17 protein-coding genes and 1 tRNA gene are annotated in these 18,532 nt (G+C 53.9%); 7 read left to right on the top strand and 11 right to left on the bottom strand.

Annotation, left to right across the window (positions count from 1 at the left end; genetic code table 11):
• The coding region (locus tag HNQ59_RS08355; protein ID WP_246490905.1) for an alpha/beta fold hydrolase at nt 1-1,011 on the top strand (1,011 nt) is incomplete at its 5' end.
• Between the two features lie 106 nt (nt 1,012-1,117).
• Here HNQ59_RS08355 and HNQ59_RS08350 read toward each other — a convergent pair.
• From HNQ59_RS08350 to HNQ59_RS08340, 3 genes are all read right to left on the bottom strand, one after another.
• Nucleotides 1,118-1,288 carry a hypothetical protein gene (locus tag HNQ59_RS08350; RefSeq protein ID WP_184037682.1) on the bottom strand — a complete coding sequence of 57 codons (171 nt, stop codon included), beginning with the start codon at nt 1,286-1,288 and terminating at the stop codon, nt 1,118-1,120.
• Nucleotides 1,285-2,421, bottom strand: coding sequence for a PepSY-associated TM helix domain-containing protein (locus HNQ59_RS08345; RefSeq protein ID WP_184037680.1), 1,137 nt, complete (start codon nt 2,419-2,421; stop codon nt 1,285-1,287). Before HNQ59_RS08345 ends, HNQ59_RS08350 begins: the two co-directional genes overlap by 4 nt.
• 65 nt (nt 2,422-2,486) lie before the next feature.
• Nucleotides 2,487-4,607, bottom strand: coding sequence for a TonB-dependent siderophore receptor (locus HNQ59_RS08340; RefSeq protein ID WP_184037679.1), 2,121 nt, complete (start codon nt 4,605-4,607; stop codon nt 2,487-2,489).
• A gap of 435 nt (nt 4,608-5,042) precedes the next feature.
• On the opposite strand from HNQ59_RS08340, the gene HNQ59_RS08335 reads away from it, so the two are divergent.
• Complete coding sequence (locus tag HNQ59_RS08335) at nt 5,043-5,885, top strand: formyltransferase family protein (protein WP_184037676.1); 843 nt, start codon at nt 5,043-5,045, stop codon at nt 5,883-5,885.
• A 270-nt stretch (nt 5,886-6,155) separates the two neighbouring features.
• Here the strand turns inward: HNQ59_RS08335 and ychF are convergent, their stop codons facing one another.
• From ychF to HNQ59_RS08295, 8 genes are all read right to left on the bottom strand, one after another.
• Nucleotides 6,156-7,247 carry a redox-regulated ATPase YchF gene (gene ychF, locus HNQ59_RS08330; protein WP_184037673.1) on the bottom strand — a complete coding sequence of 364 codons (1,092 nt, stop codon included), beginning with the start codon at nt 7,245-7,247 and terminating at the stop codon, nt 6,156-6,158.
• On the bottom strand, nt 7,244-7,858 hold the full coding sequence (gene pth / locus HNQ59_RS08325; protein WP_184037670.1) for an aminoacyl-tRNA hydrolase: 615 nt from the start codon (nt 7,856-7,858) through the stop codon (nt 7,244-7,246). Before pth ends, ychF begins: the two co-directional genes overlap by 4 nt.
• 141 nt (nt 7,859-7,999) lie before the next feature.
• Nucleotides 8,000-8,593, bottom strand: a complete 594-nt coding sequence (locus tag HNQ59_RS08320; RefSeq protein ID WP_184037665.1) for a 50S ribosomal protein L25/general stress protein Ctc — start codon at nt 8,591-8,593, stop codon at nt 8,000-8,002.
• An 80-nt stretch (nt 8,594-8,673) separates the two neighbouring features.
• On the bottom strand, nt 8,674-9,606 hold the full coding sequence (locus tag HNQ59_RS08315; protein ID WP_184037701.1) for a ribose-phosphate pyrophosphokinase: 933 nt from the start codon (nt 9,604-9,606) through the stop codon (nt 8,674-8,676).
• Nucleotides 9,607-9,686: 80 nt separating this feature from the next.
• Nucleotides 9,687-9,763: transfer RNA gene (locus tag HNQ59_RS08310), tRNA-Gln, on the bottom strand.
• Between the two features lie 10 nt (nt 9,764-9,773).
• On the bottom strand, nt 9,774-10,625 hold the full coding sequence (ispE, locus tag HNQ59_RS08305; RefSeq protein ID WP_184037664.1) for a 4-(cytidine 5'-diphospho)-2-C-methyl-D-erythritol kinase: 852 nt from the start codon (nt 10,623-10,625) through the stop codon (nt 9,774-9,776).
• Complete coding sequence (gene lolB, locus HNQ59_RS08300) at nt 10,597-11,190, bottom strand: lipoprotein insertase outer membrane protein LolB (protein WP_184037661.1); 594 nt, start codon at nt 11,188-11,190, stop codon at nt 10,597-10,599. The genes ispE and lolB overlap by 29 nt, the downstream gene beginning before the upstream one ends.
• Nucleotides 11,187-12,977 (bottom strand): tetratricopeptide repeat protein, encoded by a 1,791-nt coding sequence (locus HNQ59_RS08295; RefSeq protein ID WP_184037659.1) that lies wholly within the window; start codon nt 12,975-12,977, stop codon nt 11,187-11,189. Before HNQ59_RS08295 ends, lolB begins: the two co-directional genes overlap by 4 nt.
• Before the next feature lie 494 nt (nt 12,978-13,471).
• Here HNQ59_RS08295 and mutM point away from each other — a divergent pair, with 494 nt between their 5' ends.
• The 5 genes from mutM (at nt 13,472) to kdsB (ending at nt 18,464) form a co-directional block, all read left to right on the top strand.
• Entirely contained in the window at nt 13,472-14,287 is an 816-nt protein-coding gene (gene mutM / locus HNQ59_RS08290; RefSeq protein WP_184037656.1) for a bifunctional DNA-formamidopyrimidine glycosylase/DNA-(apurinic or apyrimidinic site) lyase, read from the top strand.
• A 137-nt stretch (nt 14,288-14,424) separates the two neighbouring features.
• Nucleotides 14,425-16,392: a dynamin family protein gene (locus tag HNQ59_RS08285; RefSeq protein WP_184037653.1), complete on the top strand. Its 1,968-nt coding sequence runs from the start codon at nt 14,425-14,427 to the stop codon at nt 16,390-16,392.
• A 120-nt stretch (nt 16,393-16,512) separates the two neighbouring features.
• Nucleotides 16,513-17,523: a tetraacyldisaccharide 4'-kinase gene (gene lpxK, locus HNQ59_RS08280; RefSeq protein ID WP_184037650.1), complete on the top strand. Its 1,011-nt coding sequence runs from the start codon at nt 16,513-16,515 to the stop codon at nt 17,521-17,523.
• Nucleotides 17,504-17,683 carry a Trm112 family protein gene (locus HNQ59_RS08275; RefSeq protein ID WP_184037647.1) on the top strand — a complete coding sequence of 60 codons (180 nt, stop codon included), beginning with the start codon at nt 17,504-17,506 and terminating at the stop codon, nt 17,681-17,683. The genes lpxK and HNQ59_RS08275 overlap by 20 nt, the downstream gene beginning before the upstream one ends.
• Nucleotides 17,684-17,696: 13 nt before the next feature.
• Nucleotides 17,697-18,464, top strand: a complete 768-nt coding sequence (gene kdsB / locus HNQ59_RS08270; protein ID WP_184037644.1) for a 3-deoxy-manno-octulosonate cytidylyltransferase — start codon at nt 17,697-17,699, stop codon at nt 18,462-18,464.
• The last annotated feature ends 68 nt before the right edge of the window (nt 18,465-18,532 follow it).

Here is an 18,532-nt window from a genome sequence, read left to right as displayed (position 1 = left end):
GAAACCCGTCTCGCCGCTCTCTGGGCCGAGGTGCTGGGGGTCGAGCGCGTCGGGCGACACGATAGTTTCTTTGCGCTCGGCGGCCATTCGCTGCTGGCGTTGACCTTGTTGGAGCGGATTCACCGGCAGTTTGGTGAAGACAGCTTAACGTTGCTGGAGCTGATGCGGGAGCCCAACTTGTCGGCCATGGCGACAACTCTTGAGCGACGGCCAGCCCGCACCAGCATTCAAGTCACTGTCCGCAACGATCATGCCAAGGGGTGGCCCCTGTTCATTCTGCCTGGCCTGCAAGTCAATGGCAGCGAATTTGGCGCCATCATTTCATCACAGCAACACATCAGGCCCGTGCATTGCTTCAGCAGCCATGTGTTGACGCCACCTCGCTGGGCTGGCTTCGACATTGCGCGGATTGCAGACGAGGCTGCCGACTATATTCAGAGCGTGGTCGGGGGGGGCAGATGCCATCTGCTGGGCTGGTCGATTGGTGGTCATCTGGCCTATGAGGTGGCTTCTCGCTTGCATGGCCGGGTTGACGTTGGCCTGATCGGGATGGTGGATGTGGTAGACAACCGGGCCTATCCAATCCACCTCTCCCCCTCAGATGAATCGCGCGCCAAGCTGTTGTGTGATGCGTGGCTGGCGCAATCCACGATGTCGCATCGCTGGCGGCAGCTGCTGGCTCGCATGTCGCCGCAACGTCTGAAGCTTTGCCATCAGGCGATCTTGCAAGCGGAGGGCGTGATGCCACTCGATGGTGAAGGGATCGATGCAGAAGAAAGCAAACTGTGGATGCAAATGGAGTCGGCAACAGTTTTGGATGGCTGGCAACATCAGCCTGCAGGCTTGACCTTACACGCCTGGCAGGCCGGCAGCACTGACAATCCATTTGACTGGCCAGCAGACGCTGCCTTGGCAAGTCGGTCGCTACTGCCAGATCTGACGCATATGAATATCATCCACAGTGAGCCATTTTTGTCAGCGCTGGCCATGAGGCTGGAGAGCCTCGACTGACTTTGTATGAACAGGGCTGGCCAGCCCTCCCGATTGATCCAGGCATGCGGCGTCTCACAGCCCGTGCCGGATCGCCAGGGAAGGCTGGCCACCACGGATCATCTCACTATTGATTGCGTAAACTGTGGAACCCACCCACCGCGCAGACCCAACCGAGGCTCAGCCAGGACACCCAGTCCCACACGCCCTCTCCCAGCAAGGCCGATAGCAGCCCAACCAGCGTCAAGACAGCCAGTAGCAAAGGTTGACGAAATACATGCCACAACGTCAGTCTCATGCCTGCTCCTCCGCAAAGACCGTATCGATGGCCTGCCCAGCCTGAGTATGTACCAGACGATGCTTTCGCCACCATAGATACAGGCCACTACCCAGTACGACGATGCACGCGATATCCAGCAAGGTCCAGAGGACTTTCAACGGCATGCCACCATAGTCACCAAAATGCAGCGGCTTGGACAGCATCAGCATTTGCAGGTACCAGGGCATGGCCCGGCTGTCTGTCACCTGCCCGGTACGTGCATCCACCAACACCGGCGTCAACAGATATTGGCTGACCGCTTCCCTACCCTGCATCAACACGATGAAATGATGGGGGCTGCCTTCGTCTGGGTCAGGGTAATAGACGGAATTGACCGATTTATCCGGCAGCAGGCGTGTCGCCGCCTCCACCGCATACTGCGCGGACAACGGCTGTGCGACAGGGGCCTGACCATGGTAGGCAGCAGTCATGGAAGCCAGTTCCTGTTGCTGCCACAGATAACTCATCGGCGTCACCAGCGTATTGATCACCCCGGTCAACCCCACCACTGTCAGCCACAGCGCAATAACGATTCCTAGCAGATTGTGCCAGTCCAGCCAGCGGATGTGGCGGCTACGCATGCGCCTGACCGTGCCAAAAGGCAATTTGCGCATGAAGGGCGCATACAGCACCACGCCGGAGACAATGGCCACCAGCATCAGCCCCCCCATCAGGCCAAGGAATAACGTGCCCGGTAAGCCCACCAGCAGATCAGTATGCAGTTTCCACAAAAGCCAGACGAAATCCTGCTCGTAATGATGCACCAATGGCTGTGCCGTCCGGCTATCCAGATACAGTTCAACCGACTGCTTGTGATCGGCCTGGTTCGCCAAGCCCAGTATCCAGATCGGTTGCTCATGGTCGCGGATCAGCACATGCGGCTTAAAGCCTGGGTGCAACCGTTGGCCCGCCTGCTCCAGCTGCTGCAGCGGCACATCGACCACATCCGCCGCCACCGGCTGCAACACCGGGGACCGACCAGACAGGTCGTTGATTTCGTGCAGAAATATAAGCGGCAGACCGGTCAGACAGACCAGAAGCATGAACAGGGTAGAGATCAGGCTGCTCCATTTGTGCAGCCAATGCCAAAAACGTAATGTCGGAGGTGACATTGATCATTCCCTTGGAGGTGATGCGGCCAACCCTTCAACAAGGCTGGCCGCCAGCTGCAGATCGATCAGAACTTATAATCGACATTGAGGTTGATCTTCCGCCCCTGGGCAGGCGAGCCCCAACCCAGGTTGGTGATGTAGTCCTGATCCCCCAGATTGCTGACATTCAAGCGGGCATGCCACGGGCCATGCTTGTACCATACTGCTGCATCCACCAGGGTACGGGCAGGATTGACCAGTGTATTGCCCTCATCAGCAAAATCCTTGCCCTTATAACGCCCGCCGATCCCCACCCCCCAGCCTTGCGGCAGGGAATAATCCAGCCAGAGTGACGCCATCTCCTTGGGCGACAAGGTCAGCTGCTTACCCAGATTCTGACCATTGCTACGGCTGACCTTGGTGTCGATGTGGCTGTAGCTGGCCAGCAGATTCAACTCTTTGGTAAGGGCGTAGCGCGCTTCCAGCTCGATGCCCTTCACCCGCACCTCGCCAGTCTGCACCGAGAAATTCTGATCAACTGGGTCGGGCGTCAGAACGTTTTCCTTGGTTTGATCAAACACGGCAGCGGTCAGCAAGGATTGGCCATCTGATGTCTGATACTTGACCCCACCCTCGATCTGCTTACCTTTTGCCGGTTGGAAATGTCTTCCCTCTCGGTCTTGACCTACTTGTGTCTGGAATGACGTGCCGTAGTTCAGGTAAGGTACCAGACCATTATCCAACCGATGATTGATACCCAGGCGGCCTGTGGTTGCCTGATTCCGTTGGCTGGTGTGGGTATCGTCCGGCGCCGACATGCTGGTCGTCACATGTGTCTGTTTGCGAACCTTGTCATGGCGCAAGGCCAAGTCCGCCCCCCATGCACCGATCTGCAATCTGTCCTGGACAAACCAACCTGTCTGGCTCACCCGCTCCGTGCCAGCCCTGGACAAGACCAAGCTGTCTTGGTCAATGGGGCGATAAACCGGATTCCGGATATTGATGTCAGGCGCCGCGCCATAGCTGGTACGGTTGTCGCCAAGGTATCGATGCCAATCGATTCCCGCCGCCAGCGCATGCTGGACACCACCGGTCTGGAAACGGCCCTCGATCTGGTGCACCCAGTTTCTGTTACGTAATCCATCCTGATAGCGGGATGCGTAGCGTGACACATTGCCATCCGGATCAGCACTGCCTTGGCCCGCCAATAGCCAGGCGGCATCGGTGCGGGCATCAACTTTTGCCGTGGCCAGCTGCTGGCGATAATGCCAGCCATCCGCGAATTGATAGGTCGTTTCCAATGCCAGCCGAGATTGCTGGTGATTGAATTGGCTGAAATGTGGATCGGTCACGAGCACCCTGCTGCGGCTTTGGTCAGCATGGATATATTCCAGGTTGTGCGCTGGCCCCTTATTGTCGCGTAGTGATGCCAACAGCGTCAGATTCAAACCCGCAATCGGCTGCCAGCTGATGGTGGGGGCCACATAGTAATGACGACTGTCTTTCGCATCCGCGCCGTGGAAATCCGCACGAGAACCATTCTCAGCCGCCCGCGCCGTCAACCGGTATTGCACATTCCGCTCCCCGGCCACCTCACCACCCAAGTCGGTGCGTAATTCCTTCTGGGCGGCATCACCCAGTCCAACACCGACTTCGTTGATCATCTCCCGCCGTGGACGCTTACTGACATGGTTGACGATGCCACTGACTTCACTGTCCCCGACCATGACAGAAGCAGCACCTCTCAATACCTCGATCCGCTCCATACCATACGTCTCGAAGATATGCGTACCAAACCCACCAGCGAACTGATGCAAGCCATCAAGATATGCACCCGCCGGGTTCGAAAAACCTCTTAACGTGAACAAAGTCGTCCCGCGTTCATCGTAGCCCCACGGCGCAACATTCACCCCTGGGGTATAGCGGATCGCCTCCTCAGAGGTGACCACCCCGCGAGCCTTCATCTCATCCTGGCCCACAATGCTCAAGGATTGGGCAATCTCGACCTGATCAGCCGCGATACGGCCAGCAGTAGCGCTGCTCTTGGCGACATAACCCTTCACCCGGCCAGTCGCGGATTGCTCGGTTGGCGACCCATTTGCTGAAATGGTGACAGGGGGTAAGGTGACCTCATTTGCGAAGGCACTGGCGCTCAACGCCAACAGTACAGCGATGCCAGTCGGATGTGGAGTGGAACGATAATACATACGCTTCCTCATTCATTGGAGATAGAACGCGCACAGCAATTGCCGGGAGCATAAAAAGAATGAGAATATAAACAAGAATCACTATCATTACAACAAAGTAATGGAAGCGTTGACAGCAATAGTAGCTGCCTCAAGACCAAAGCCGAGCCATCATCCAACCCAATGTCATACGTCCTGCCCTCATCCGCTCCGCATGCAACACACCGCTGCCTAGCACACATGATCATGGCAAGCCATCCATCATCGACAAGCAAGCCATCCTCGGCCATCTCAAAACACACCTGCGCCATCTCACCTGCAAAGGCATGCAAGACCCGCATCAGCAGCCAAACTCGGTCAAAGTAGCCGCAATACAGATAGCGTCGGGCAACATGAGTAAACAAATGCCCACCCTAGCCGTCCTGACAGACAAGACATCACAAACAAGGAAAGGCCGTGAGCAAGAAGAAACTGGTTTATCTGTTTTCCCTCCGCAATGCAGCTGCCGACTTAGCTGGCCAGCAGGTGCCTTACAAAGGGGAGTTACGCTACATGCCCTCACCACTGGAATACTTGGTAGAACAGCTGAATCACACCGACCTTGGGGCCAAATGGTCACTGGAGGCCATCATCTATGATGACGATCCAGAGTCCCCACGTGATCGTGACAAATTAGGGCGATTTGGCTTCAAGCCACAGGCAGACGGTCTATGGATATACCCGCAGAACCTGTCTGTACAAGGCGTACCACTGAACAACCTGCTGGAACCCATTCCATCGACCTACCGCAAACTGCCGTTGGCGCATCCTGGACGCACGCAGGGAAAGCAGGCATTCGAGCGCCGCTTGAAAGCACGCCTGGACGATATCGGCGCAGACCTGGTATTGCTCGATGGCTTACTGGTGATTTTGGACGAACTGGTCAGACCAGGTGCCCCTTATCGTGGGCGTATAGTGAATATCCACCCCGGCATCACCCGCCTAGACTCCCCCTACGAAAGACGTGGCGCCACCGCAACCTTGGATGCACTATGGTGCGCACGCGGCCAGAAAGTAACCAACTGGACCACCATGCAGGCCCAACCCACGCCCCCCTTATTCAAAACCGGGGCATCCTTTCACTTGGTAGACAACGGTATCGACTCAGGCGAGGTCATCGTGGATTCGCTCAATACCGACATCCACCCCGACGACACAATACTGGAGCTGCGCTGGAACAACTTCCACCACAGCCTGTTCCCAACAATGCGTGACGGGCTGTACCAAATGCATGAATTATTGTGCGAGGTAGAAGGCTAGGCTGACATGGCATCAGCCCAACAGGTCGGCCTGCATCAATGCAGAACCGACCTCGGGCATTCAGATCAGAGGCAACGGACCTGCCTACTTTTGAGTAACATATCGATCGAGAAAGAACCAAAGACACGACCGTATTCACTTACGCAGCGCTATCAAGTGTCGTTGCATGCAACAAGCTGAAATGAAAAAGCCCCGTATCCACGGGGCTTTGTGTCACTTTAAGTGATGCACCTGCAAGCATGTGCAATCGCTTGAAATGGCTTGTTCGAATCAGACGTTAAATAAGAAATTCATCACATCGCCATCTTGCACTACATAATCCCTACCTTCCGATCGCATTTTGCCTGCTTCTTTAGCACCCTGCTCACCGCTGAACTTGATGAAGTCGTCAAAGGCAATGGTCTGGGCGCGGATGAAGCCTCGCTCGAAATCGGTATGGATGACGCCGGCAGCCTGGGGGGCGGTGTCGCCAACATGAATCGTCCAGGCTCGAACCTCTTTAACACCAGCGGTGAAGTATGTCTGCAGACCTAGCAATTTGTAGCCTGCACGGATCAGGCGATTGAGGCCTGGCTCTTCCAAGCCCATGCTTTCCAGAAATTCAACCTTATCTGCGTCGTCCAAATCGGCAATTTCTGATTCGATGGCTGCGCACAGCGCAACAACCGGGGCACCTTCTTTGCCGGCCAATTCAGTCAGTCGATCCAGGTGGGCATTGTTGGTAAAGCCATCTTCTGCCACATTGGCTACATACATGGCGGGCTTGATGGTCAATAAGCACAATGGCTTGATCAGAGCTTTCTCATCATCACTCAGCCCCGCGCTACGAGCGGGTTTTCCTTCATTCAGGTGCGGCAGCAGCTTTTCCAGGACAGCGATCAGCTTTTGCGCTTCCTTATCACCTGATTTTGCTTTTTTTCCTTCGCGAGCTTGCGCCTTTTCGACCGATGCCATGTCGGCCAAAGCCAGCTCGGTTCCAATGGTTTCAATATCGGCAATGGGATCGACTCGGCCAGCCACATGCACAATGTTCTCGTCTTCAAAGCAGCGCACGACATTGACGATAGCATCTGTCTCGCGAATATTGGCCAGGAATTGGTTGCCCAACCCTTCTCCCTTGGACGCACCAGCTACCAACCCAGCAATGTCCACAAACTCTACGATTGCAGGTTGGACTTTCTGTGGCTTGACAATGTTGGATAGCTCAACCAAGCGATGATCAGGCACTTCGACGATGCCGACATTGGGCTCGATTGTGCAAAACGGATAATTGGCTGCTTCAATGCCAGCCTTGGTCAAGGCATTGAATAATGTCGATTTCCCAACGTTGGGCAAGCCAACGATACCGCATTTGAGACTCATGATGGTTTTTCCATTGAAACGTTTTTCGGTTTGCTCGGCGTATGCAATTGATGCATGGCTTTGGGAAAGTCCCCACGCCTGAGCATTGGCAATATTTTCAGAGAGAGGTCGATCGCATCATCTATGACCTTCTGCTCCTCGGCTCTCGGTGCCTTCAATACAAAATTGGCCACCTCGTTGCGATCACCGGGATGCCCTATCCCTAGCCGTAATCGCCAAAAATTCGGCGTCCCCAGGTGGGCAATGATGTCCTTCAGCCCATTGTGGCCACCGTGACCTCCACCCTGCTTGAGTTTAGCTACACCCGGGGGCAGATCCAATTCATCATGTACAACCAGAATCTGCTCTGGTGTGATCTTGTAAAACTTGCACAGGCTTGCCACGGCAATGCCGCTACGATTCATATAGGTCTGCGGCTGCATGAGCCAAAGCTCATGCTCAGCATGCCCTACTCGTGACACCAAGCCATGAAATTTCGAATCATGGCGCAGCGATACACCTTCATCATGCGCAATACAATCCACCCACCAAAACCCCGCATTGTGGCGAGTATCGTGATATTCAGGGCCAGGGTTACCCAGGCCTACGACCAGCTTGATTCCGTTTGCCATGACTTTTCCATCCAGACCACTTTCATGAATATACCTTGATATAGCGACACTGGGCATTCAGGAAAAAAGTCTTAAAGCTAAAAACGGCCCGCCCCAAACCCAAGAGTCTGGTGACGAGCCGTTTCGATGTCGAAACTGTGCTTATTCAGCAGCCGCTTCTTCGCCGCCCAACTTACCGGAGCAGTTTGCTACGGTCTGGTTGTCGCCACGAGACAGCGCCATGATCTCAACACCATTCGGCAGCTTGATATCAGCCAAGTGGATGGACGCGCCACCTTGCAGGTTGCCCAGATCAACTTCAATGAACTCAGGCAGATCAGCTGGCAAGCAGCTAACATCGACTTCGTTCAATACGTGATTGATGATACCGCCACCCAGCTTCACGCCTGGCGCAGCATCTGCATTTACAAAGTGCAGAGGCACCTTGATGTGCAGCTTTTCATTCGGGTTTACACGTTGGAAATCAACATGCAGAACCAGTTGCTTGAAGCTGTGGTGTTGCACGTCGCGCAACAGAACCTTCTCGACCTTACCGTCGATATTCAGATTCAGAACGGAAGCGTGGAACGCTTCGACGCGCAGTTGGTGGAAAATTGCATTGTGATCCAGGCTGATGACGGTTGGCTCTGCACCACCACCGTAAACGATAGCGGGCACGCGACCTGCGTTGCGCAGGCGGCGGCTCGCACCCGAACCCTGCTCAACACGTGCTTGGGCAATAACTTCAAAGTTCATGGTAACACTCCAAATATAGAGCCATCCGCGACCAGATGACTCATGTAACAAGCGGCGCTGACGCGCCGCACTCAAAAACTTCAATCAACGAACAAAGAACTGACAGACTCTTCGTTACTGATTCTACGCAAGGTTTCAGCCAGCAGCGGTGCAATGCTCACCGCACGGATACGATCACAAGCAAGTGCCTCATCGGTAAACGGAATCGTATCCGTTACCACCAGCTCGTCGAGATCCGAATTCTTGATACGCTCCACAGCCGCACCTGACAATACAGGATGCGTAGCATAAGCCAATACTCGCTCTGCCCCATGTTGCTTCAATGCAGCTGCGGCCTTACACAAAGTATTGGCGGTATCCACCATATCGTCCATGATCAAGCAGGTACGACCAGCCACATCGCCAATAATGTGCATCACTTCCGCCACATTCGCCTTAGGACGGCGCTTATCAATGATTGCCAGATCAGTGTTCAATTGCTTGGCCATTGCACGGGCGCGCAACACCCCGCCTACGTCCGGTGACACGACCAGCAGATTCTCATAATTCTTGGCCCGTACATCTGCCAGCAGGACAGGTGTAGCGTAGATATTATCAACAGGGATATCAAAGAAGCCTTGAATTTGATCTGCGTGCAGATCGACGGTCAGAACGCGGTCAACGCCAGCACTGGTGAGCATGTTCGCAACGACTTTAGCAGAAATCGGTACACGAGCTGATCGGGGGCGGCGGTCTTGGCGGGCATAGCCGAAATAGGGAATTGCGGCTGTAATACGGCCAGCTGATGCGCGTTTCAATGCATCAGCGATCAACATGATTTCCATCAAATTGTCGCTTGTCGGCTGGCAGGTGGATTGCAATACGAAAACATCACGTCCACGGACATTTTCAAGCAACTCAACAGTAACTTCACCGTCACTGAAACGGCCAACGGAGATGCGGCCTAGCGTAATATCGAGATGGCGAACTACATCTTCCGCCAATTTCGGGTTGGCATTGCCGGTAAAAACCATTAATCCGTCATAAGCCACGTCATCACCTCAGCACATAACAAAAAAAGCGTGTAACTGGTTACACGCTTTTTTATTTTAACTGGCAGGGGAGGAAGGATTCGAACCCTCGAATGTCGGAATCAAAATCCGATGCCTTAACCGACTTGGCGACTCCCCTATTGAGTTCTCTACATTGAGAGAAGCGGGTGACCATCTAAGCCTCTCGCCACAACACTCTTAATTTCGAGAGACAGCGATTTCACCACATTTTCGGCTGCTTGTCTAGTTTTTAATTCAACAAAAACACAAGCACCGCTTCCTGACATTTTTGCCTCGCCAAACTGGCTTAGCATTTTGATTGCAGTATTTACTTCTTGGTACTGCTCACAGACAACCGGCTGCAAGTCATTGCGGGTCGGTGCGTCAGGAAAGGCCGCCACTTTAATTACCGGCGTATTCCTTGTCAAGCGTTCCGACGAAAATATTTTCGCCGTGGGTACCTGCACCGGGGGGATGATGACCACATACCATGCCTCATCCATTTGAATTTCTTGTAATTGTTCCCCCACTCCCTCGGCAAAGGCATTATGTCCGAAAATAAATACCGGCACATCCGCCCCTAACTGCAGACCGATTTCCTGAAGTTGCTCTCTGGGCAAATTTAACTGCCAAAGCTTGTTCAAGGCGAGTAGCGCGGTCGCCGCGTCGGAGCTTCCACCGCCCAAGCCGCCACCCATCGGTAGCTTTTTCTCAATTTCTATCTCTGCCCCTAGTCTACAGCCTGTGTACTGCTGCAAGAGTCGAGCGGCTCTGACCACTAGATCCTGCTCTTCGGGCACACCTGGGATGTCATTCAGGCGACGGATGTGGTTATCCGTACGCAGTCGAAAATGCAGGGTGTCCGCGAAATCGATGAATCGAAATGCTGTCTGCAGTAGATGGTAGCCATCCGGGCGACGCCCGACGATATGTAGAAACAGGTTGAGTTTTGCCGGGGCGGGCAGTGATAGTTCAAAACCGGGTTTGGGTGCTGTCAACATGCTGTACTGACCAGGTATCAACCACCAAGCGTATTTCAAGTGGTGTGCGACGCATGATGATCTTGCCTGGCAAAGATTGGTTATCGGGATAGTTGGCGTATTCAATGACCCAGCCCGCTTGCTCTAGCTGGGTGACACGCCCTTGCGGGTCTTTCTCTGTTTGCGCGGGGCTGGTGGGCGCAGGCTGGGCGAATACCCAATAACGCAAGCCCGTTAGCGGCAGCTCCCAGCCCAGCAATGTCTTGGTCAAGGTTTCCACATCTGGCGCATGTTCGATCCGGCCCTCGCCAAAATCGATCATCGCGCCCTGCGTATCAACCCTGAGCTTGGCAACAATGGAACCAAGTGGTGATCGCATTTCGACTTCGTCCATGTCAGGCTGATGGCGCCAGCTTACATTGCCATGTTGGCCGCCTTTTTCGTATCTGACCCCCAAACGCCCGACCAGCTCAAAGGCTGTTTGCGTCACAGATGACGATTGTGTAGGTGCGTTGCCATTGATGACCGGCACACTGGAACATGCGGCCAGCAATAAGCAGGCCGCCAGCAGGGCATACTGTCTCACTGTGCGAATTTCTTGATGGCCTGCAGCAAGGCTTCGTGATCTGGATTTTGTTTCAAGGCATCCTGCCATGTATTTTTTGCTTCCTGTCTGCGCCCCATTGCCCACTGCACTTCACCAATATGTGCTGCGATTTCTGGGTCCGGGCGGGCCGCATAGGCTTTATTCAGATAGCTCAAGCCTTCCTCCAATTTACCCATGCGGAATTTGACCCAGCCCATGCTATCCAGAATGAATGGGTCATCCGGCTCCAATTTCAATGCAGCCTCGATCAGCTTCAGTGCTTCATCTAAGCGACGGGTATGGTCTGCCAATGTAAATCCCAGTGCATTCAGCACCATGGCACTGTCAGGTTTGACTTTCAGCACGGCGCGCAAATCTTTTTCTGCCTGATCGACCCGATCAGTTTTTTCCGCGATCATCGCCCGGTCATAAAGCAGATCAGGATTATTCGGATATTTCTTCAATGTATCGGTCAGCAAGCCATAGGCACGCTCATACTGTCGCGCTTCCCGTAACAGCTGAACCTGCATTTGAATCCAATTGATTTGCTGTTCCGATGATTTGAAGGGGCGTTCGCTCAAATGTTTCAACGCTTCTTCGAGCTTGCCCTCTGCCACCAGAAGCTTGGCATAACGGGCCTGGGCATTGGCGTAACGCTCCCCCATCGGCACCAGTGCATAGGCTTGGCGGGCTTGTTCTGGCTTGCCGACCTCCTCGTATACCTGCCCCATCATCAAGTAAAGCGATGAGGCATCACGCACGCCGATTTCTTCGATTTTTTTCAACGTAGCCAGTGCTTGCTGCGGCTCTTTCATCTCCAGCGAAAGACTGGCAACCGCAAACAACATATCGGTATTTTGCGGCTCTCGCTCCAGAATCTTGTTGAATTCATCGCGCGAGGGCGCCCAGGCCTTTTTTGCAGCCAGGATACGCGCGTAGGATCGACGTGCCTCTAGGGCATTGGGTTGTTTCTGCAGATATTCAGCTAAAAAGTCTCTGGCCGCATCGACCGATGTTTTATGGAGTAGCTGCGCATAGTAGAGCGCCGCGTACTCCCAATCTGGCCGCAAAGCAAGTGCGTGTTTGATTTCAGACTCAGCGAGCTGCGTATCATTGACACGGAATGCCAATGATCCAACCACAAACCTCGCCTCTGCTGTGAATGGATAATCTGCGGCAAGCGTCTTGGCAAAATTCAGCGCACCTGTTTTGTCTTGCTGTTTGATCAGCAGGTCATGCAATTCGAGCCAAACGCGAGGTAACCCCATTGTTTGTTTGGAGAGTATATTTTTGACCAGAGGCAAGGCTTCATCATATTTACCCAGACCTAACAGCAGCCCCACCATCACGCTTCGCGCATTGGCGGATTCCGGCTCCAATTCAGCCCAGACCCTTGCATTCTCCAGTGCCTGATTCATCCGTCCACCTTGCATGGCGACTTCAGCGCCACGACGGGCAAGACGAGGGTCACGGGTTCGCTTGGTCAGCTCGGAAAAAGCGCTGGCAGCCAAGTCTCCACGGCCCCGTTGCCAAGCAACCTCACCCACTAGATAGTTGAATAGAATGTCATTGGTCAGCGCTTGCTTCGGCAGATTGCTGGATGAAGCAGCAGACGCTGGCATGGCGGGCTCATCATCCTCTGCACTGTCTTTTTGCACAGCTTGCGCAACAGGCACCGGTTTAGCAGCAGTTTCGACTGCCGCCGGCGGTGCCACCTGAGCACAACCCGTCAGCAATGCCAGCAAAGTCGCGCAGTGAATCAATTTGGCATTCATCACAATACTCACAAACTCTCCAATTGCGCTTCTCGGCATGGACAACACTGGCCAAGCCGAGTTCGGCGCGTTGCATCCGGACACTTTACCACCAGCTCCGGTTCCGTTGGCATAGTTTCATGGCCCATGTTGATCTGGCTTTATCCGTGGGATTGAACACAAAGCCCATCGCTACGTAATCCATACAAACAATTGATGGTACCAATGCATCCCTGCTACCAATCAAGTCAACCCGAACGATCGACTCCAGCACGCGTGGAAAAACAAGATGCCACGAACACTGTTATATAGCATGCCAGGCAAGCGACCATCCCTGGCCATGCCAACGCGCGATTCGACGCGGATCATGGAATCGTGTCAATAAAGCCTATGCCCAAAACCCTGCTTTATCCGATGACTGGACTGGGACAGAGCCTTTACGCCAGCCAGCTGAACCACATCAAGCTAGAGGTTTTGCTTAGCCAGTTTCATTTGTATTATCGATCTTTTTGAGTTACTTGCGAGCCATGCCAGAACTACCAGAAGTCGAAACAACCCGACGGGGTATCGAGCCCAGCATGATCGGGCAGATCATTCAGAACGTGATAATCAGACACCACGGCCTGCGCTGGCCGATTCCTGACGATCTCCCGCAACGCCTGACAGGCAGCACCATTCGCGCCATCAAGCGGCGAGCAAAATATCTGTTGATCGACCTAGGCCATGGCGGCGTGTTGATCCACCTGGGCATGTCGGGCAGCTTACGCATCCTGGCCAAAAGCACTCCGCCAAAGAAACACGACCATCTCGACATTGAATTCAGCCCCGACCTGGCACTGCGACTACATGATCCACGTCGATTTGGCGCAGTGCTATGGCAACCTGGACGCGTTGAAGATCATCCTCTACTGACAAACCTCGGGCCGGAACCACTGGAAGCCGACTTTGATGCAGCCTATCTCCATGCTGCACTAAGCAAGCGCCAAATTGCCATCAAACCCGCCATCATGGACAACCACATTGTCGTTGGCGTGGGCAATATCTATGCCAGCGAATCACTATTCCGTGCCGGCATTCACCCTGAAACCCAAGCCAATCAAGTCAGCCAAGCGCACTGCAAAAAGCTGGTTTCAGCCATCAAGGCCACATTGCAAGATGCACTGAAAGCCGGGGGAAGCACACTACGGGATTTCGTCAACAGCGATGGCACCAGCGGTTACTTTCAACTGCAAACGTATGTCTACGACCGGGCTGGGCAAGGATGCAAGATATGCGGTAGCGAAATCAGGCAGATCCGGCAAGGGCAACGTTCGACTTTCTATTGCACAGGCTGCCAACATTAGCATGTGCTAAAATTTCAATATCTAGGCATCCGAGACAGGTGGCCGCTCCTTTCCGAAGAATGGCAGGAAATGTGGCTTATGATTATGTTAGAGTGCCCTTCATTTTTATTTTTTCGTGTGGACGGAGGTTGAACCCCATGCCAACAGACAATCTGATCGCCGACTTTGAAGCCTATAGTGGCTGGCGTACCGGCGTTTCCCAGAGTATCGGCACATTCCAGAAGTGGCTTGGGGAGCAGGATCTTGGCGATGCGCAGATCGACATGCGCATTCAGCACCTGATCGACCGACTGCGTGAAGATAAATTGAACGTCGCATTTGTCGCGGAGTTTTCACGCGGCAAATCAGAGCTGATCAATGCCATTTTCTTCTCGAATTATGGCCAGCGGATTCTGCCCTCCTCAGCAGGCCGCACGACCATGTGCCCCACCGAGTTGATGTACGACCCCTCTCGCCCGCCTTCGATTCAGCTACTACCGATCGAGACCCGTGCGACGGATACCACCACATCCGAATACAAACGCTATCCCGAGGAATGGACTGTCATTCCACTGGATGTCGACTCTGCCGAGGCCATGCAGGCTGCATTCCAACAAGTTGGTGAAACCCGCAGAGTTACCATTGAGGAAGCAACGCGCTTCGGTTTGTACCATGCGGAAAACCCAGATGATCAGCTTGCGGTGGGCAAAGACGGTGAGATCGACATCCCGTGCTGGCGCCATGCCATCATCAATTTCCCGCATCCCCTGTTGAAGCAGGGCTTGGTCATCCTTGACACCCCAGGGCTGAATGCCATCGGTACAGAGCCCGAGTTGACACTGAATCTGTTGCCCAACGCCCATGCCATCCTCTTCATATTGGCGGCAGACACAGGCGTGACCAAGTCCGACATTGATGTCTGGCGTAACCATATTGGTAACCAGAGCGCCCGTAGCCGGGGTCGGGTGGTCGTACTCAACAAGATCGACGGCCTATGGGACCCACTGAAGACCGATGCGGAGATCGATGCGGAGATCAACAAGCAGATTCGCACCAGCGCGGACATGTTGAACTTGAAGATCTCTCAGGTCTTTCCGGTTTCTGCGCAGAAGGCATTGGTCGCCAAAATCAATGAAGACCGCGCCCTGCTTGAAAAGAGCCAAATCGGCAAACTGGAACGAGCACTGTCGGACGAATTGATCCCCTCGAAACAAGACATCGTTCGCGACAGTACGCAGAATGAAATCGAAGATATCGTATCTGGTGTACGTCAGATCCTGAATTCCCGCAAATCCGGCATCGTCGAGCAACTGCAGGAGTTGAAAAGCCTGCGCGGCAAGAATCAAGATGTGATCGAACACATGATGGACAAGGTCAAGCAAGAGAAAGAACATTTTGAGCGCGGCTTACAACGCTTCCAGGCGTTGCGCTCGGTTTTCTCGCAACAGACCAATATCCTGTTCGGCTTCCTTGGCATGGACAATCTGCGGGCAGAGATCAACAAGATTCGCGAGCAGATGGAGGGCAGTATGTTCTCCGCTGGCTTGACCGATGCGATGAACCAGTTCTTCAAGGAGACTAATGGCTCCATCGCTCAGTCTGCGGAGCAGATTGCCGAAATCCAATCGATGATGTCGGGCATGTACAAAAAATTCAGCGAAGAACATGGGCTCAGCCAAGTGTCACCAGCCCCGTTCTCGACCTTGAAATACCACAAGGAAATCGCTCGCCTGGAGCGTAGCTATAAAGAGCACTTCAACACCCTTGGCAATATCATTTCGACTGGCAAGAACACGTTGACCCGTAAATTCTTCGAAACCATTGCCAGCCGTGTGGTCTATGTATTCGAAGTCGCCAATCGTGATGTCGAAAATTGGCTCAAGACCATTATGTCCCCCATGGAGACACAAGTTCGCGAACACCAGCTACAATTGCGCCGTCGCCTTGAAAGTGTGAAACGCATCCATCGTGCGACAGATACATTGGAAGATCGCATTGCCGAGCTGGAGCAAATGGAAACCAAGGTCAATGACCAATTGGCCCAGCTTGAGGATTATATGAAGCTTGCTTATCAGACACTGAATGATGACAGCCTCAACGGGCGCTTCTCGGCCAACGCAGCCTGATCTCGATCCACATCTCCGAACAACGCCACGGTCAATCCGTGGCGTTGTGCTTTTCGGCTCTGCTATGATGGGCTGCTTTGACTTTCTCAGCCCATCTTACTGATTACATGAATGATCCCCATGTCGTTAATTGATACCCTTTGGTACAGATCGTCGATACTGGCCACCCCACTGTTTCCACTGACGCTCTTGTTTGGTGGTGTCGCCAGCATTCGAAAAGGACTGTTCAAAATCGGTTTACTCAAATCGACAAAAATGCCAGTCCCGGTGGTGATCATTGGCAATATAAGCGTAGGCGGTGCTGGTAAAACCCCACTGACCATTCATTTGGCCAATGCACTGAGTAAAATGGGTTTTCAACCAGGTATCGTCAGCCGGGGTTATGGCGGCCAAGCAGATCAGCCTTGCTTAGTTCAATCCGACTCGGACACCCTGATTGTCGGGGACGAACCGGTTTTGATGGCTCGACATTGCCCATGCCCCATTGTGGTGGGTGCTGATCGCGTTGCCGCAGCGCAGCATTTATTGCAGCTGTACCCCACTTGCAATGTCATCCTGTGTGATGATGGGCTACAACATTATCGGCTGCAGCGGGATATCGAATTATGTGTCATTGACACGGCGCGAGGGTTTGGCAATGGGCTACTGTTGCCAGCTGGCCCTTTACGAGAGCCCCCGAGGCGGCTGAAAGAGGTCAGCGCCATTGTCCTGAATGGTGCCGGCCCACTCCCCCATGCAACCCAAAGCCCTGTTTTCAGAATGAAACTGGCCGGACAGACCTTCCAACAACTGACCAACCCGGCTCATCAGGCACAGGCGGATTTTTTCACCGGTAAGCGTGTTGCTGCGGTCGCGGGAATTGGCAATCCACAGCGTTTTTTTGATACGCTGCAGGCAATGGGGCTGGCACCCACCTGCCACCCCTTTCCGGATCATCACCGGTTCAGTGCGCAAGATCTTGCATTGCCAGAGGCCGACATCATCATCATGACTGAAAAAGATGCGGTTAAATGTTGCGGCGCAAAAGATGTTAGAATCTGGACGTTACCCGTGTCTGCCACAATTGAGCCTGACCTGGCTGATTTCATGGCGGAAAAACTGAGGAATCTGCATGGATGCAAAGTTGCTTGAAATTCTGGTCTGCCCCATCTGCAAAGGCCCGCTCGTCTACAAAAAGACAGAGCAGGAGTTGATTTGCAAAGCAGATCGCCTGGCCTTCCCGATCAAAGATGGCATCCCCGTCATGCTGGAAGAAGAAGCGCGCCAATTGCCCGCTGAAGAAGAAGTGTGATGGCGTAACCTGCATGACCGATTTCATTACCGTCATTCCCGCACGATTTGCATCCTCCCGCTTGCCAGGCAAACCCCTGGCGGATATTCACGGCAAGCCGATGATCGTGAGAGTTGCGGAACAAGCAGCCCAATCTGCTGCCCAAGCCATTCACATCGCTACTGATCATGAAGGTGTCGCTGAGGTGTGTATGGCGGCAGGATGGTCTGTTTTGATGACATCACCACACCATGCTTCAGGCACCGACCGATTGGCAGAAGTGGTGGATATGCTTGCGTTGGAAGACGATACCATCGTCGTCAATGTGCAAGGCGATGAGCCCTTGATCGACCCACGGTTGATCAATGCCGTTGCCGAACAGCTGGCTGCACACCCCCATGCCACGGTGGCCACCGCGTGCCACCCACTGGGGATCGATGCCGCCCAGATGTTCAACCCGAATGTGGTCAAGGTCGTACTTGATCACCAAGGCGATGCGCTGTATTTCAGCCGCGCCCCGATCCCGTACGCACGGGATGCTTTCGCCCAAAACCGCGAAGCGCTGCCGACTGACCTACCGGTCTTTCGGCACATTGGCATCTATGCGTATCGCGCTCACTTTCTGCGCACCTATCGCTCGCTGGCTGTCTGTGCCATTGAGCAATTCGAGGCGCTGGAACAGCTGCGCGTGATGTGGCATGGTCACAAGATCAGTGTCCATGTTTCCGATCACCCGCCTGCTGCTGGTGTCGATACGCCAGAAGATCTGGAGCGGGTGCGCGCTGCGTTGGCAGTGGCGTGATCGGTTGGTTCCAAGCTGCCTGGTCTGCGTTGGAACACTGCATAGTGAAAGGTCTGGAATCTGCACCG

This window comes from Chitinivorax tropicus, assembly GCF_014202905.1.
Classification (GTDB): domain Bacteria; phylum Pseudomonadota; class Gammaproteobacteria; order Burkholderiales; family SCOH01; genus Chitinivorax; species Chitinivorax tropicus.
The sequence above is the reverse complement of the archived record's forward strand: the minus strand, read 5'-3'. Positions and strand labels throughout refer to the sequence as shown.

What these genes read in the sequence shown, in the direction of transcription:
- HNQ59_RS08350 (WP_184037682.1), bottom strand. Translation starts at nt 1,288, where the DNA reads ATGAGACTGACGTTGTGGCATGTATTTCGTCAACCTTTGCTACTGGCT.
- HNQ59_RS08345 (WP_184037680.1), bottom strand. Translation starts at nt 2,421, where the DNA reads ATGTCACCTCCGACATTACGTTTTTGGCATTGGCTGCACAAATGGAGC.
- HNQ59_RS08340 (WP_184037679.1), bottom strand. Translation starts at nt 4,607, where the DNA reads ATGTATTATCGTTCCACTCCACATCCGACTGGCATCGCTGTACTGTTG.
- ychF (WP_184037673.1), bottom strand. Translation starts at nt 7,247, where the DNA reads ATGAGTCTCAAATGCGGTATCGTTGGCTTGCCCAACGTTGGGAAATCG.
- pth (WP_184037670.1), bottom strand. Translation starts at nt 7,858, where the DNA reads ATGGCAAACGGAATCAAGCTGGTCGTAGGCCTGGGTAACCCTGGCCCT.
- HNQ59_RS08320 (WP_184037665.1), bottom strand. Translation starts at nt 8,593, where the DNA reads ATGAACTTTGAAGTTATTGCCCAAGCACGTGTTGAGCAGGGTTCGGGT.
- HNQ59_RS08315 (WP_184037701.1), bottom strand. Translation starts at nt 9,606, where the DNA reads ATGGTTTTTACCGGCAATGCCAACCCGAAATTGGCGGAAGATGTAGTT.
- ispE (WP_184037664.1), bottom strand. Translation starts at nt 10,625, where the DNA reads ATGTTGACAGCACCCAAACCCGGTTTTGAACTATCACTGCCCGCCCCG.
- mutM (WP_184037656.1), top strand. Translation starts at nt 13,472, where the DNA reads ATGCCAGAACTACCAGAAGTCGAAACAACCCGACGGGGTATCGAGCCC.
- HNQ59_RS08285 (WP_184037653.1), top strand. Translation starts at nt 14,425, where the DNA reads ATGCCAACAGACAATCTGATCGCCGACTTTGAAGCCTATAGTGGCTGG.
- lpxK (WP_184037650.1), top strand. Translation starts at nt 16,513, where the DNA reads ATGTCGTTAATTGATACCCTTTGGTACAGATCGTCGATACTGGCCACC.
- HNQ59_RS08275 (WP_184037647.1), top strand. Translation starts at nt 17,504, where the DNA reads ATGGATGCAAAGTTGCTTGAAATTCTGGTCTGCCCCATCTGCAAAGGC.
- kdsB (WP_184037644.1), top strand. Translation starts at nt 17,697, where the DNA reads ATGACCGATTTCATTACCGTCATTCCCGCACGATTTGCATCCTCCCGC.